Source organism: Streptomyces nigrescens, from assembly GCF_027626975.1.
GTDB lineage: Bacteria > Actinomycetota > Actinomycetes > Streptomycetales > Streptomycetaceae > Streptomyces > Streptomyces nigrescens.
The window spans coordinates 3,103,009-3,117,089 of record NZ_CP114203.1 but is presented as its reverse complement, the minus strand read 5'-3'; the positions used below and the strand labels follow the sequence as shown (position 1 = coordinate 3,117,089).

At 70.8% G+C, this 14,081-nt stretch carries 8 protein-coding genes; 1 reads left to right on the top strand and 7 read right to left on the bottom strand.

Features of this window, described 5'->3' with window-relative positions:
- Positions 1–70 precede the first annotated feature (70 nt).
- From STRNI_RS13925 to STRNI_RS13915, 3 genes are all read right to left on the bottom strand, one after another.
- Positions 71–1,579, bottom strand: a complete 1,509-nt coding sequence (locus STRNI_RS13925; RefSeq protein WP_266444706.1) for a maltokinase N-terminal cap-like domain-containing protein — start codon at positions 1,577–1,579, stop codon at positions 71–73.
- 321 nt (positions 1,580–1,900) lie between these two features.
- The gene (treS, locus tag STRNI_RS13920; RefSeq protein ID WP_018087319.1) at positions 1,901–3,619 is read right to left on the bottom strand and encodes a maltose alpha-D-glucosyltransferase; all 1,719 of its coding nucleotides are present in this window, start codon (positions 3,617–3,619) and stop codon (positions 1,901–1,903) included.
- On the bottom strand, positions 3,616–5,619 hold the full coding sequence (locus STRNI_RS13915; protein WP_266444709.1) for an alpha-1,4-glucan--maltose-1-phosphate maltosyltransferase: 2,004 nt from the start codon (positions 5,617–5,619) through the stop codon (positions 3,616–3,618). Before STRNI_RS13915 ends, treS begins: the two co-directional genes overlap by 4 nt.
- 663 nt (positions 5,620–6,282) lie before the next feature.
- Here STRNI_RS13915 and STRNI_RS13910 point away from each other — a divergent pair.
- Positions 6,283–7,140 (top strand): alpha/beta fold hydrolase, encoded by an 858-nt coding sequence (locus tag STRNI_RS13910; RefSeq protein ID WP_274738228.1) that lies wholly within the window; start codon positions 6,283–6,285, stop codon positions 7,138–7,140.
- Here the strand turns inward: STRNI_RS13910 and STRNI_RS13905 are convergent.
- The 4 genes from STRNI_RS13905 to STRNI_RS13890 form a co-directional block, all read right to left on the bottom strand.
- Positions 7,137–8,720, bottom strand: coding sequence for a sensor histidine kinase (locus tag STRNI_RS13905; RefSeq protein ID WP_277411347.1), 1,584 nt, complete (start codon positions 8,718–8,720; stop codon positions 7,137–7,139). The two genes, STRNI_RS13910 and STRNI_RS13905, sit on opposite strands and share 4 nt — an antisense overlap.
- Positions 8,717–9,382, bottom strand: a complete 666-nt coding sequence (locus STRNI_RS13900) for a response regulator (RefSeq protein ID WP_037740434.1) — start codon at positions 9,380–9,382, stop codon at positions 8,717–8,719. The genes STRNI_RS13905 and STRNI_RS13900 overlap by 4 nt, the downstream gene beginning before the upstream one ends.
- 105 nt (positions 9,383–9,487) lie before the next feature.
- Positions 9,488–11,119, bottom strand: coding sequence for a M4 family metallopeptidase (locus tag STRNI_RS13895; protein WP_159486101.1), 1,632 nt, complete (start codon positions 11,117–11,119; stop codon positions 9,488–9,490).
- A 289-nt stretch (positions 11,120–11,408) separates the two neighbouring features.
- Complete coding sequence (locus STRNI_RS13890; protein WP_277411346.1) at positions 11,409–13,688, bottom strand: M4 family metallopeptidase; 2,280 nt, start codon at positions 13,686–13,688, stop codon at positions 11,409–11,411.
- Positions 13,689–14,081 lie beyond the last annotated feature (393 nt).

Sequence of the window (14,081 nt, the reverse complement as noted above, 5' to 3'; positions counted from 1 at the left end):
CCTCCTCGGGGCGGGGCAATCGGTCGGAGCTCAGGGGCGGGCGGTGGTGCGGCGGTTCGGCCCAGGCCCCTCACCCCCGGCCGTCGGGCCCGGCGGACCGGGACGGGCCGGTCCCGTCCAGTCCCACGGCCCGCTCCCCGCCCGCCGCCAGGCGCCGGATGGCGGCCATCGGGACGGCCAGCCAGTCGGGCCGGTGCCGGGCCTCGTAGAGCACTTCGTAGACGGCCTTGTCGGTCTCATAGGCGCGCATCAGTTCGGGCGCGGAGCGCGGATCGAGCCCGCCGGCCTCCGCATATCCCAGGCAGTAGGCGTCGCGGGTGCGCCGCGCCCACTCCAGCGACCAGGGGTCGCCGCCCGCCGGTCCGCTGCGCGCGGCGTAGTCGAAGGAGCGCAGCATCGCCGCGACATCGCGCACCGCGGGCTGCGGCCGGCGCCGCTCGGTCAGCGGGCGGGCCGGTTCGCCCTCGAAGTCGATCAGCGACCAGCGGCCCTCGTCGGCGGAGCGCAGCGTCTGGCCCAGGTGCAGATCGCCGTGGATGCGCTGGGCGGCCCAGCTGCGGCCGTCGTGGCCGACCGCGGCCAGCGCGTCGAAGGCGGTACGCAGCCGAGCCCGGTAGGGCTGCAGCACGGGCACGGCGCGGGCGGTGGCCGCCAGCCGCTCGTTCATCTGGGCGGCGATCACCTCCAGCTGCGGGCGGCGCAGCTCGGTGGTCGGCAGCGTCTGGGCGAGCGCGGTGTGCACCTCGGCGGTGGCATGGCCGAGTGCCCGCGCCGAGCCGGTGAAGTCGGCGCGTACGGCCAGTGCGTTCAGCGCCAGCTTCCAGCCGTCCGCCGAGCCCGGCAGGAAGGGCTGCAGCACGCCCAGTGTCGTCGGCTCGCCGTCCTCGTCGGCGGCCGCCGACTCGAACCATGCCGCGGGCGCGGGCACCCGCGCGCACTTGGCGTCCGCGAGCGCCCGCGGCAGTTCCAGGTCCGGGTTGATGCCCGGCTCGATCCGCCGGAAGACCTTCAGGATGAAGGAATCGCCGTAGACGATCGAGGAGTTGGACTGCTCGACGGCGATCGGCCGGCCCGGCAGCCCGGAGGGGATGTCGGCGTCGGGCTCACGGCAGAAGCGCAGCGCGCCGAGCCGGCCAGGGACCCGCAGCCGCTCCAGCAGCAGCCCGCAGAGCCGGCTGTCGAGGAGCGCGTCATAGACGGTGCGGCCGCGCAGTGGGCCCCCGCCGGGGCGTCCGATCACCGCGGGCGCCAGCTGGGGCGGCGGCGCCGGATGCACCCCCAGCAGGAGCTGGTAGCAGTCGCCGCCGGACGGCGTACGGCTCGGTGGTGCGCTCTGCTGGGCGCGGACGAGCAGTTGCAGCAGGCCCGGTGCGGTGCCGTCGCCCGTGCACGGCAGCAGCTCGGTCGCCGAGAGCAGCGTGAAGCCGGTGATCAGCCGTCCCTTGCCGGCGAACCAGCGCTGGCGTGGCACCCAGTCGGCGAGCAGGGGGGCCAGCGAGGACAGCAGATCGGGGGCGGAGACGAGCGGGCGTCGATCAGGGGTGTTTCGGGTGGCACGGGTCGAGGCGGTGTCCGACATGGCGTCGCGTCCTTTCCCCGGGCACACGACATATAGGGCAAAGTGTCCCGGAATGCGGCCTTGACTGTGCGGCGGCGCGGTGGGGGTACCCCCAGACGGAGTCCGGGGACCCTCGGGCGGGATCGTCCGTACGGCAGCGGTCTTCCGGCGTGCGCTGCTCCGCTGCGCGGCGGTCCCCTCCCGGCCCGGGGGGCCGACGAGGCTCACCCGGCCCGTGCGGTAGTAGGGAGACTGCCCGAGCGAAAGGTCAAAAAACGCCCGTACGCGCCATGTGGCCGCGTACGGGCGTCGTCCCGGCGCCCGTGCCGGTCAGGGCACCGGCTAACCCGCGTTTCTGCGCAGCCGGAACCAGTAGAACCCGTGGCCCGCGAGGGTCAGCAGATACGGCAGCTCCCCGATGGCCGGGAAGCGCACCCCGCCGATGAGTTCCACCGGATGGCGGCCGCTGAACGACCGCAGGTCCAGCTCCGTGGGCTGGGCGAAGCGCGAGAAGTTGTGCACGCACAGCACCAGGTCGTCGTCCGCGCCGCCGGTGCCCGGCGCCTCCCGCAGGAAGGCCAGCACCGCCGGATTCGTGGAGGACAGCTCGGTATAGCTGCCGAGCCCGAACGCCGGATTCTGCTTACGGATCTCGATCATCCGCCGGGTCCAGTGCAGCAGCGAGGAGGGCGAACTCATCGCGGCCTCGACATTGGTGACCTGGTAGCCGTAGACGGGATCCATGATGGTCGGCAGGAAGAGCCGGCCCGGGTCGCAGGAGGAGAAGCCGGCGTTGCGGTCCGGCGTCCACTGCATCGGGGTGCGCACCGCGTCCCGGTCGCCGAGCCAGATGTTGTCGCCCATGCCGATCTCGTCGCCGTAATAGAGAATCGGCGAACCCGGCAGGGACAGCAGCAGGGCCGTGAAGAGCTCGATCTGATTGCGGTCGTTGTCGAGCAGCGGGGCCAGTCGCCGGCGGATACCGATATTGGCGCGCATCCGCGGGTCCTTGGCGTACTCCGCGTACATGTAGTCGCGCTCTTCGTCCGTGACCATTTCGAGGGTCAGCTCGTCGTGGTTGCGCAGGAAGATGCCCCACTGGCAGCCGGACGGAATCGCCGGGGTCTTGGCGAGGATTTCCGAGACCGGATAGCGCGATTCGCGCCGTACCGCCATGAAGATGCGCGGCATGACCGGGAAGTGGAAGGCCATATGGCATTCGTCGCCGCCGACGCCGTAATCACCGAAGTAGTCGACGACGTCCTCGGGCCATTGATTGGCCTCGGCCAGCAGCACGGTGTCCGGGTAATGTGCGTCGATCTCGGCGCGGACCCGCTTGAGGAAGCCGTGCGAGGCGGGCAGATTCTCGCAGTTGGTGCCCTCCTCGGCGTAGAGGTACGGCACCGCGTCCAGCCGGAAACCGTCGATCCCCAGGTCGAGCCAGAAGCGCAGGGCGGAGATCATCTCCTCCTGGACCGCCGGGTTCTCATAGTTGAGGTCCGGCTGGTGGGAGAAGAAGCGGTGCCAGTAGTACTGCTTGCGGACCGGGTCGAAGGTCCAGTTGGAGGCCTCGGTGTCGACGAAGATGATGCGCGCGTCGGCATACTGTTTGTCGTCGTCGGCCCAGACGTAATAGTCGCCGTACGGCCCTTCGGGGTCGGTGCGTGACTCCTGGAACCACGGGTGCTGGTCGCTGGTGTGGTTCATCACCATGTCGATGATGACCCGCATACCGCGGTGGTGCGCGGCGTCCACGAATTCCACGAAGTCGGCCAGATCGCCGAATTCGGGGAGCACCGCGGTGTAGTCGGCGACATCGTAACCGCCGTCCCGCAGCGGGGATTTGAAGAACGGCGGCAGCCAGAGGCAGTCCACCCCCAGCCATTGCAGATAGTCGAGCTTGGCCGTGATGCCCTTGAGGTCGCCGATTCCGTCGCCATTGCTGTCCTGGAAGGAGCGCACCAGGACTTCGTAGAAAACGGCCCGTTTGAACCAGTCGGGATCGCGGTCCTTCGCCGGGGTGTCCTCGAACGTGTCGGGGACAGGCTCATTGACGATCAATTGGGTGACCCTCCGATCGGTGAGGACGGTCGCAGCGACAGCACATGGGCGGGCGCGAGCGAGCGGCCCGGCTCCAGGCGCACATAGTTGTCCCTGCCCCAGTGGTAGGTATCGCCGGTGAGCTCGTCGCGCACCGGGAAGGACTCGTGCCGGCCGAGGCCGAGTTCCGGCATGTCCAACGACACCGTCGCCTCGTGGGTGTGGTGCGGGTCGAGGTTGACCACCGTGAGCACCGTGTCGGCCCGGTCGCCGTGCCCCTCGCGCTTGGAGTAGGCGATGACGGCCTCGTTGTCGACGTGGTGGAACTGCAGATTGCGCAGCTGCTGCAGGGCAGGGTGCCGGCGGCGGATGCGGTTGAGCGCGGTGATCAGGGGGGCGATGGTGCGCCCCTCCCTGGCCGCCGCATCCCAGTCGCGCGGCCTGAGTTGGTACTTCTCCGAGTCGAGGTACTCCTCGCTGCCGCGGCGTACCGGCACCGACTCGCAGAGCTCATATCCGGCGTAGACCCCCCAGGTGGGGGCGAGGGTGGCGGCCAGTACGGCGCGTACCTCGAAGGCGGGGCGGCCGCCCTCCTGGAGGTAGGCGTGCAGGATGTCCGGGGTGTTCACAAAGAAATTCGGCCGCAGATAGGAGGCGCTCTCGCCGGTCAGCTCGGTGAGGTAGTCGGTCAGCTCCTCCTTGGTGTTGCGCCAGGTGAAGTAGGTGTACGACTGGTGGAAGCCGATCCGGGCGAGGGTGTGCAGCATGGCGGGGCGGGTGAACGCCTCGGCGAGGAAGAGCACGTCCGGATCGGTGCGGTTGATCTCGCCGATCACCTTCTCCCAGAAGGCCACCGGCTTGGTGTGGGGATTGTCCACCCGGAAGATCCGTACGCCCTTGGCCATCCAGAAGCGCAGCAGGCGTTCGGTCTCGCGGACCAGCCCGCGGAAGTCGGTGTCGAAGGCGAGGGGGTAGATGTCCTGGTACTTCTTCGGCGGGTTCTCGGCGTAGGCGATCGAGCCGTCCGCGCGGTGGTGGAACCACTGGGGGTGCAGCGTGACCCAGGGGTGGTCCGGGGAGCACTGCAGCGCGAAGTCCAGGGCCACCTCCATCCGCAGGTCGCGGGCGGTGCGGACGAAGTGCTCGAAGTCGTCGAAGGTGCCCAGGTCCGGATGGAGGGCGTCATGGCCGCCGGCCGGTGAGCCGATGGCCCAGGGGGAGCCGACGTCGTCCGGGCCGGCCGACAGCGCATTGTTGGGGCCCTTTCGGAAGGCGGTGCCGATGGGGTGCACGGGCGGGAGATAGACCACGTCGAAGCCCATGGCGGCGACGGCCGGCAGCCGCTCGGCGGCGGTGCGCAGGGTGCCGCTGACGGCCGTGCCGTCCGGGGTGACGGCGGCGCCCTCGGAGCGCGGGAAGAGCTCGTACCACGACCCGTACAGGGCCCGCCGGCGCTCGACGACCAGCGGCATCGGGCGCGAGACGGTGAGCAGTTCGCGCAGCGGATGGCGCGCCAGCGCCTCGGTGACCTGGGGGGAGAGCGCGGCGGCCAGCCGGGTCGCGGCGGGCAGCCCGGCGTTGCGCAGTGCGTCCACGGCGGCGAGCACCGCCTCGCGCCCGTCGCTCTTGGGGACCTCCGCTGCCGCCCGCTCATGGAGCTCGGCGCCCTCGGCGAGCATCAGCTCGGTGTCGATCCCCGCCGGGATCTTGATGGCGGCATGCCGCCGCCAGGTGGTGACCGGATCGGACCAGGCCTCGACGGTGAACGTCCAGCGGCCCTCGACGGCGGGGGTGACCTCGGCGCTCCACCGGTCGGAGCCGGGAGCCCGCTCCTGCATCGGTGTCCAGGGGCCGCAGCGGCCCGCCGGGTTGCGCAGCACCACATTCGCCGCGACGGCGTCATGCCCTTCGCGGAAGACGGTGGCCGAGACCTCGAAGGTCTCACCCACCACGGCCTTCGCCGGGCGGCGGCCGCAATCGATCTGCGGGCGGATGTCCAGAACAGGAATGCGACCGATCATGGGCTCACCTGGGCTTGTGATGCTTTGCGGGGTTTTGTCCTTTGTATCCGCTCCGCAGCGGGCGGACCGGGTGCGGGCATGGGCGCTCCTGTCCGCTTTCACTCGGCTGGCGGATGGCACGGCGGGGCGGGTCGGTGCTCCCCCGGCCTCCGGTCGGTGGTTCCCCCGATGAATCCTGTGCGGGTGTGCGGTGCGGGTGACGGGCGTACCCGAGAACCTCTCCCGCGGGTGACGGCCGGGAAATGGGGCGGAAGGCTGCCCACCGGTCCGTCATCCCGGTTCCGCCGCGGCCCGGCGGACGCCTTCCCGCCCCCGCGCGGGCGACTGCGGCGCTGCGCTGACACGGTCGGCGTTCGCCTCCTCAACTCGGTGTGATCACAGCGGAGTTGCGGTGTGCGGATGTCCGGTGCCGCGCCGGGGCCCATCGGCGCCACACCGCAGCCTCTCTCCAGGAGGTGGTCCGTACAAGAGCGCATGAGGGGGTGGAATCGGCCATATCGGCGGACGCCTCGGTAGGGAGGGTCTCGGGTGGCGTGGGAAACGCTCAACTGCCCTGAATATCGGCTCAGTTGATGATGTCGTCTGCGGATTCGGCCTCGGAGGGGGCCGGTCCGGGCGAGTGGGTACGGCATGGCGGCCGGTGGCCGTGGGGAGGGGACGGGCATGGACGACGTACATGTGACGCAATGGGACGGGACGGCGGGACGGGGGCCGCGGGCCGTGTTCGCCCACGGGATTCTGACCTGGGGCGACGACGAGCGCTATGGCTTCGCGGCGCAACGTCCGCTCGCCGACCGCTACCGCCTGCTGCTGATGGACCGCCGGGGCTACGGCCGCAGCCCCGATATCGCCCACAGCGACTACGAGGCGGACGCCGACGACCTCATCCGGCTGCTGGGCGACGGCGGCCATCTGGTCGGGCATGCGTACGGCGGGGTGAGCGCGCTGGTCGCCGCCGCGCGCCGGCCCGATCTGGTGCGCTCGCTCACCCTCATCCAGCCCGGCGCCTTACGGCCCGCGGCCGGCCACCCGGTGGTCGCGGCAGCACTGGAGCGGGCCCGTAAGGCCACCACACAGCTGCCCGAGGACTATCCGCCGGAGGAATTCCTGCGTGCCTCCACCGAGGCGCTCGGCATGCCCGCGCCGGAGCCCACCCCGCAGCGGCTGCGGGCCGCCGCCTCGTCGATGGCCGAACGCCCCTGCTGGGACGCCGAGATCCCGCTGGAGCCGCTGGCGGCCGCGCCCTGGCCGAAACTGCTGATCTCCGGGGACTGGGCGGGCGCGCCCCCGCTCTACAAGGAGTACGCGGGCGAACCGCTGATCGCCTGCGCGGAGTTCCTCGCCGAGGCGATCGGCGCCGGCCATCTCGTGGTGCCCGGGTACTACCCGCACACCCAGCGGCCGGCGGAGGTCAATGCGGCGCTGCGGGAACTGTGGGGCCGGGGGGACGGCCTGCGGGACGGCACGGCCCAGGGCCCGGCCGGTGGGCGGGCCGACGCCGGCCCGCCGGACACCCCCTAGCGGTCCCGCCGGTGCACCACGCTCTTCTTGACCAGCCGGTCGCCGTCGGTGAAGCAGAGCTCGTAGGCGGTGTCGGAGCCGGGGCGGACGCTGTAGTACTCACAGGTCCAGCCGTGCGGGGGCGGCGGGGTGCCGTCCGGTGGGGCGTCCAGTGCGAAGAACGGCAGCAGGGAATCCATCCGGGAGCGGTCGGCGCCGAGGCGGAGCGCGTCGTAGTGCTCCCGCTCCAGTACCGTCCAGGACGGGCTGACCAGGTGGAAGGTGCTGGTCAGCACCACCAGGGCCGCCAGCAGTGCCAGCGGGACGATCACCGTCTGCCGGAGCCTTCGCTGCACCTGCCGCTGGGCACGGTCCAACTCCCGTTCCGCCGCGGTGGGTTCGGGTCGCTCAAGAGGTTCTGCCGGGGTGCCGCCGGCCGTCGGCAGCCGCGCCGAGACCGTGAAGCCGCCCTCCGGGGCGGGGCCGGCCCGCAGCGTGCCGCCCGCCAGCCGTACCCGCTCGTCCAGGCCCACCAGCCCGCTGCCGCCGGAGACCGGATCGGCCGCCGGCCCGTCCGGCCGTGCGGTGTTGGCCACGGTGACCCGCACCTGCCCGGCGGCCCGTCCGATCCGCACCCGGACGGCCGCGCCGGGCGCGTGTTTGGCGGCATTGGTCAGCGACTCCTGGACGACACGGTGCAGGGCGTGTCCGGTCATGGCCGGAAGCGTCCTGGCCCCGGTGTCGTCCGCCTCCTCCAGAGTCACCGTCATGCCGGACGCCCGCGCCCGGTCCACCAGCCGCTCGACGCTCTCGTCGGCCGGTACCCGGGGCGCGCTCTCGTCATCCGTGCGCAGCACGCCGATGATCTCGCGCAGCCGTTCGGTCGCCGTCCCGGCGGCGGCCCGCAGCTCACCGGCCGCGGCCTGACGGTCCGCGTCCAGCCGCGGATCGACCTCCAGCGCCCCGGCCCGCAGGGCGATCAGGGCCAGGTCATGGCCGAGGGAGTCATGCATGTCGCCCGCGATCCGGGCGCGTTCGCGCAGCCGGGTGCGGTCGGCGACGGCCTGCTGTTCGCGCTCCATCCGCTCGGCGAGCTGCCAGCCGGTACGGGCCAGTTCGGCGTACTGCCGGCGGTAGCGGCCCAGCAGCCACGGCAGCATCACATTGAGCAGCAGCGTCAGCAGCAGGGAGAACCACGGCCACACCGTGCGGCCCACGACCGCGGACAGCGGCAGCCCGCCGGCCGCCACCGCCGAGAAGAACCACAGCGCGGGGCGGGCCCGGGGCATCCGGATACCGGCCAGATAGCCGAACACGGCCAGCGCGGCGCAGTAGGCGACGGTGAACAGATCCAGCGAGATCACCAGGCTCGGCGCGATCGGCAGCGCCAGCGCCGTCAGCGGCCGGCGTCTGCGCAGCAGCACACAGACGCCGAGCAGCGGGAAGGCGGCCGCGGTGGCCCACAGATGCGTGTGGGCGAGGGAGCCGAAGGCGAGGGCCGGCGGACCGCACACCAGGAGCCAGAGCACCAGCCCGGGGGCCCGGGCGTACAACCGCCGGGCGTGCAACTGCCGGGCGTCCGGGCGCCTCCACGGCGTCATGACGCCGGGACCAGGCCCGCCTCGTGGGCGAGGATCGCCGCCTGGACGCGGTTCTTGAAGCCCAGCCGGGCGAGGATCGCGCTGACATACGCCTTGACGGTGCCCTCGACCAGGAACAGCCGCTGGGCGATCTCCGCGTTGGACAGCCCGGCGCCGACCAGCCCGAGCACCTCGCGCTCCCGCCCGGTCAGCTCGGCGACCCGGGCACGGGCGGCCACCCCGCGGCCCAACTGCCCGCCTCCCAGGTGGGAGATGACGCGCCGGGCGACGGACGGCGAGAGGCAGGCGCCGCCCTCGGCGACGGCACGGACCCCGGCGATCAGCTCCCGCGGATCGCCGGACTTGAGCAGGAAACCGGCCGCGCCCGAGGCGAGGGCGCCGGCGATGTACTCGTCCTCGGAGAACGTCGTCAGCATCACGACGGCGGTGGCGGGCAGTACCCTGGCCAGCTCCGCGGCGGCGCCCAGGCCGTCCAGGCGCGGCATGCGGATGTCCAGCAGACAGACATCGGGCCGGTGCCGGAGCGCCTGGTCGACCGTCTCGCGGCCGTCGGCGGCCTCCGCGACGACCTCGATATCGGGTGCCGCGCCGAGGATCGCGCGCACACCGGCCCGCATCAGCGTCTCGTCGTCGGCCAGCAGCACTGTCGTCTTGTGGTTCATCGGGACCCCCCACGCGCGCGAAGGCGGTGCCCGGAGGTTCTCCGGACACCGCCCGCTCCGGGGTTACGTTACCCCGGGACGATCAGCACGTTCCCGCACGTTGCGTCACTTGACGGCGACACCGGTCCAAGCGGCCTCGACGCCCTTGACCTCGGCGCTGCCGGCCTTGTACAGGTCGGTGGCGGCCTTGACGGTCGCCTCGCGCGCGGCCTTGTAGTCCGTGTTCGAGGTCATGTACTCGGTCAGGGCCTTGAACCAGATCTTCTCGGCCTTGTCCCGGCCGATGCCCTCGACCTTCTTGCCGTCCGCCGTCGGGCTGTCGTACTTGACGCCACCGATCTCCTTCGGGCCGCTGCCCTCGGACAGCAGGTAGAAGAAGTGGTTGGCGACACCCGAGGAGTAGTGCGGGTCGAGACCGCCGGTCTTGGAGTCCCAGTTGTCCTGCGACTGACCGTCCTTGGACGGCTTGTCCATGTAGCGCAGCGGGGTACCGTCACCGTTGATGTCGATCTTCTCGCCGATGAGGTAGTCGCCCGGGTCCTTCTCGCTCTTGGCGTAGAACTCGGCCGAGGTCCCGAAGATGTCCGAGGTGCCCTCGTTCAGGCCGCCGGACTCACCGCTGTAGGTGAGGTTGGCGGTGGCGGAGGTGACACCGTGCGACATCTCGTGCGCCGCGACGTCCAGCGCGGTCAGCGGGGCCTTGTCGCCCTCGCCGTCGCCGTACGTCATGCAGAAGCAGTCGTCGTCCCAGAAGGCGTTGACGTAGCTCTTGCCGTAGTGGACGCGGGAGAAGGCGCCCTTGCCGTCACCCTTGATGCCGTCGCGGCCGTGGACCTTCTTGTAGTAGTCCCAGGTCACGCCCGCACCGTAGTGGGCGTCAACGGCCGCGGTCTGCGGGTCGTCCGGCTTGCCGGTGCCCCACTTGTCGTCCTCGTCCGTGAAGGGCTTGCCGTCACCGGACTCGCCGTTCTCGAGGTTGGTGGTCTTGTGGCCACCGCGCTCCTTGTCGGTCAGCGTGAAGCCGTTGCCCTCCTTGGAGGTGCCCAGCTCGACACTGCCGCTGTACTCGCTCTCGCCCTTGCCGGTACGGATCTCGTCGTACTGGAACAGCTTCTTGCCGCTGTTGGCGTCGGTGATGACGTGCATCCGGCTGGGGGTGCCGTCCTTCTTGACGCCCTTGACGACGGTGTCGTAGGCGAGGACGGGGGTGCCGGAGGCGGCCCAGACGACCTTCTTGGGCGTCTGCGCGTCGGCCTTCTTCGCGCTGAGCGACTTCACCGCGGTGCCCTGCGCCGACTTCGCGGCGGCGGTCGGGGCGATCTTCGCCGTGGTGGAGGCCACCTTGACCGACTTCTCGGTCGACTTGGTGGTGTCCTTGATCGCGCCGCCCTTGGCGGTGTGCACGATCATGTCGCCGCCCAGCACCGGCAGGCCGGCGTAGGTGCGGTCGTAGCGGGTGTGCGTGGTGCCGTCGGCGTCCTTGATGACGTCCTTGACGAGCAGCTTCTCCTGTGCGCCCAGGCCCAGTTCCTTGGCGGTCTGCGCCTTGGTGGCGCTCGCGTCGCGCAGCAGTTCCGCACGGTGCGAGGCGGTGAGCTTGAGGGGCGAACCGTCCGGCGTGGGGGCCGAGGCGGGGGAGGCGCCGGCGGTACCTGCGGTGATGCCGGCGGCCAGGAGGGCCGCGGCGGCGATTGCGGTACCGGCGACACGGGTCTTACGGGATATGCGGGGGGTCACGCGTGCTCCTTCAACTTTGCCAAGTGGTGGGGGTGCAAAGCGATGCGGGTGTGACGTGCGTTCGGGAAGACTGCCATTCGAACGCGTGCATGTCAGGAGGGTGTTAACGGATTGGCTGAAAATTGTCCGTAGAGAGGTGATCGCCGTTCGCATAACGGAGCTGGGCGCCGCCCCCGGATTTCCCGGGAACGACGCCCAACGCATGTGCCCCTTGTGCCAGTTGTGCGGTGGCGTGATCTGTCGACCCGCCTGTGTCACACAAAGGTGACCGCTGGGTGCTGCCGGAGGATCAGAAGGTCAGCTTCCAGCCGTTGATGTAGCCCGAGTCCTGGGAGTAGACGTCCTGGACCCGCAGCTTCCAGGTGCCGCTCGCCTTCTCCGAGGAGGCGTTGACGGTGTACGTGGTCTTCACGTTGGCCGCCGAGTCGAACGCGCTGGAGTTCTTCAGCCGGTAGGCCGTGCCGTCCGGGGCGATCAGGTCCACGACCAGGTCACCGCGGTAGGTGTGCACGATGTCCACCCCGACCTTCAGCGTGCTCGGTGCGTTGCCGCTGCGGCCGACGTTGAGCGGCGAGGTGACCGCGGAACCCGCGTCCGGGATCTGCACATCGTCGGCGTTCTCGAAGACATTGCCGCCGCCGGCCGGGTTGACCGTCCAGGTGAAGGTGGCGGTACCGGTCTTCTTCGCGGCGTCGGTGACGGTGACCGTCACGCTGCCGGTGCCGGCCGTGGTCGGCGTACCGGAGATCAGACCGGTGGTCGCGTTGAGCGACAGCCCGGCGGGCAGCCCGGTCGCCGCGTACGACAGTGCGCCCGCGGTGCCGCTGCTCGCCTTGATCTGCAGGCTCGCCGCCTGGCCCACGGTGCTGGTCTGGCTGCCCGGGTTGGTGACGGAGACCGCGCCGCTGTCCGGGACGCGGGAGCCGACGTTGACCGCCGCCCAGGTGTTGGCGACCGTGTTGTACGAGGCGCTGCCCTCGCCGAACAGGTCGGCGGCGGCCTTGAGAGTGGCGGTGCGGGCGGCCGCGTAGTTGGTGTTGGCGCTCATGTACTGGCTGAGTGCCTTGAACCAGACCTTCTCGGCGTTGGCCCGGCCGATGCCCGGGACCGGCAGGTTGTCGAAGGTCGGGCTGTCGTAGTGGACGCCGCCGATGTCCTTCGGGCCGCTGCCCTCGGACAGCAGGTAGAAGAAGTGGTTGGCGACACCGGACGAGTAGTGCACGTCCTTGTTGCCGACGTTGCTCGACCAGTAGTCGGCCGACGCACCGTCCTTGGACGGCTTGTCCATGTAGCGAAGCGGGGTGCCGTCGCCATTGATGTCGATCTTCTCGCCGATGAGGTAGTCACCGGGGTCGGAGGTGTTGTTGGCGTAGAACTCCACCGCCGTGCCGAAGATGTCGGAGGTCGCCTCGTTGAGGCCGCCGGACTCCCCGCTGTAGGTGAGGTCGGCGGTGGCCGCGGTGACACCGTGCGACATCTCGTGGCCGGCCACGTCGATGGAGGTCAGCGGGGCGGAGTTGCCGCTGCCGTCGCCGTACGTCATGCAGAAGCAGCCGTCGTCCCAGAAGGCGTTGACGTAGCTGTTGCCGTAGTGCACCCGGGAGTAGGCGCCGACGCCGTCGCCCTTGATGCCGCTGCGGCCGTGCACGTTCTTGTAGTAGTCCCAGGTCACCTGGGCACCGAAGGCCGCGTCGGCACCCGCCGTCTGGGCGTTCTGCGGGGTGCCGTCGCCCCAGGTGTCGTCGGCGTCGGTGAAGAGCGAACCGGTGCCGGACGAGCCGTGCTTGAGGTCGTAGGTCTTGTGGTTGCCGCGGGTGGGGTCGGTCAGCGAGAAGTTCGGCGCCGAGCCCGACGATCCGACGGTGACCTTGCCGCTGTACTGGGTGTTGCCGACGCCGTTCTCGATCCCCTGGTACTGGAAGATCTTGGCGCCCGTCGTGGCGTCGGTGATGACGTGCAGCCGGTTGGGGGTGCCGTCGTCCTGCAGCCCGCCGACCACCGTCTCGTAGGCCAGCACCGGCTTGCCGTCGGCGACCCAGACCACCTTGCGCGGCGCCTTCGCGGCCTCGGTCTTCTTCGAACCGAGCGCCTGCGCCGCCTTGACGGCCTTCGCCTCGGCCGTGGCCGGCTTCACCTTCGCGGTGGTGCCCGCGACCTTGAGCTGGGAGCGGACGGCCTTGGTGACGCCCTTGAGGGTGCCGCCCTTGCTCTCGTGCACCACGAGGTCGCCGCCGAGGACGGGCAGCCCGTCGTAGGTGCGCTCGTAGCGGGTGTGCACGGTGCCGTCGACATCCTTCGAGACGTCCTTGACGACCAGCTTCTCCTTCGCGCCGAGCTTCAGCTGCCGCGCGGTCTCGGCGGTGGTGGCGCCGGCTGCCCGTATCAGCTCCGCACGCTGGGACGGGGACAGCTTGGCCGGCAGTGCGCCGGGATCGGGGGTGGCATGCGTGGTGCCCGGCCGCGGGGCGGCCGCCGTGCCGGTACCGGCCTGAACGCCGACGGCCAGCATCGCCGTGACGGCGACCAGTGCGCCGGTCGCAACGGCGCGTCCATGGGGGGTGCGTCTCACACTGACTCCTTCTGCGGTGGCCGCCACATGACGCTGCGGCCGAGGGGGACCGGGCGGCGAAGCGGCCGTCCGGGCAGAGCGAGGCAGAACTCTTGGAGCGTGTGGGGGGAGACGTACGTGGGGTGCTCGGTGTTACGGGTGGAACGGGTGGTGCGCGTGGAGCCTCCGGCCGCAGGGAGTTGGTGCTGTGGGGATCCGTGCGGCGGTTGCCGGGAAGAGTCCCACCACCAGTGGCTTGTTGTCAGGCTCCGTTCAACTAATTGGCCGGAATCCGTCCGTTGCGCGAAATCGGTGTCCGGAAGCCGGACGGCCCGTGATCGGCGGCAGGAACGGTCCCCGCCCCCTCCCGCCGCCGGAAACCGCCCGGACAGCAGTTCACAGCTGTCCGGATCA

Excerpts from the sequence above, each read along its gene's own strand:
- STRNI_RS13925 (WP_266444706.1), bottom strand. The coding sequence starts at position 1,579 with ATGTCGGACACCGCCTCGACCCGTGCCACCCGAAACACCCCTGATCGA.
- STRNI_RS13915 (WP_266444709.1), bottom strand. The coding sequence starts at position 5,619 with ATGATCGGTCGCATTCCTGTTCTGGACATCCGCCCGCAGATCGATTGC.
- STRNI_RS13910 (WP_274738228.1), top strand. The coding sequence starts at position 6,283 with ATGGACGACGTACATGTGACGCAATGGGACGGGACGGCGGGACGGGGG.
- STRNI_RS13905 (WP_277411347.1), bottom strand. The coding sequence starts at position 8,720 with ATGACGCCGTGGAGGCGCCCGGACGCCCGGCAGTTGCACGCCCGGCGG.
- STRNI_RS13900 (WP_037740434.1), bottom strand. The coding sequence starts at position 9,382 with ATGAACCACAAGACGACAGTGCTGCTGGCCGACGACGAGACGCTGATG.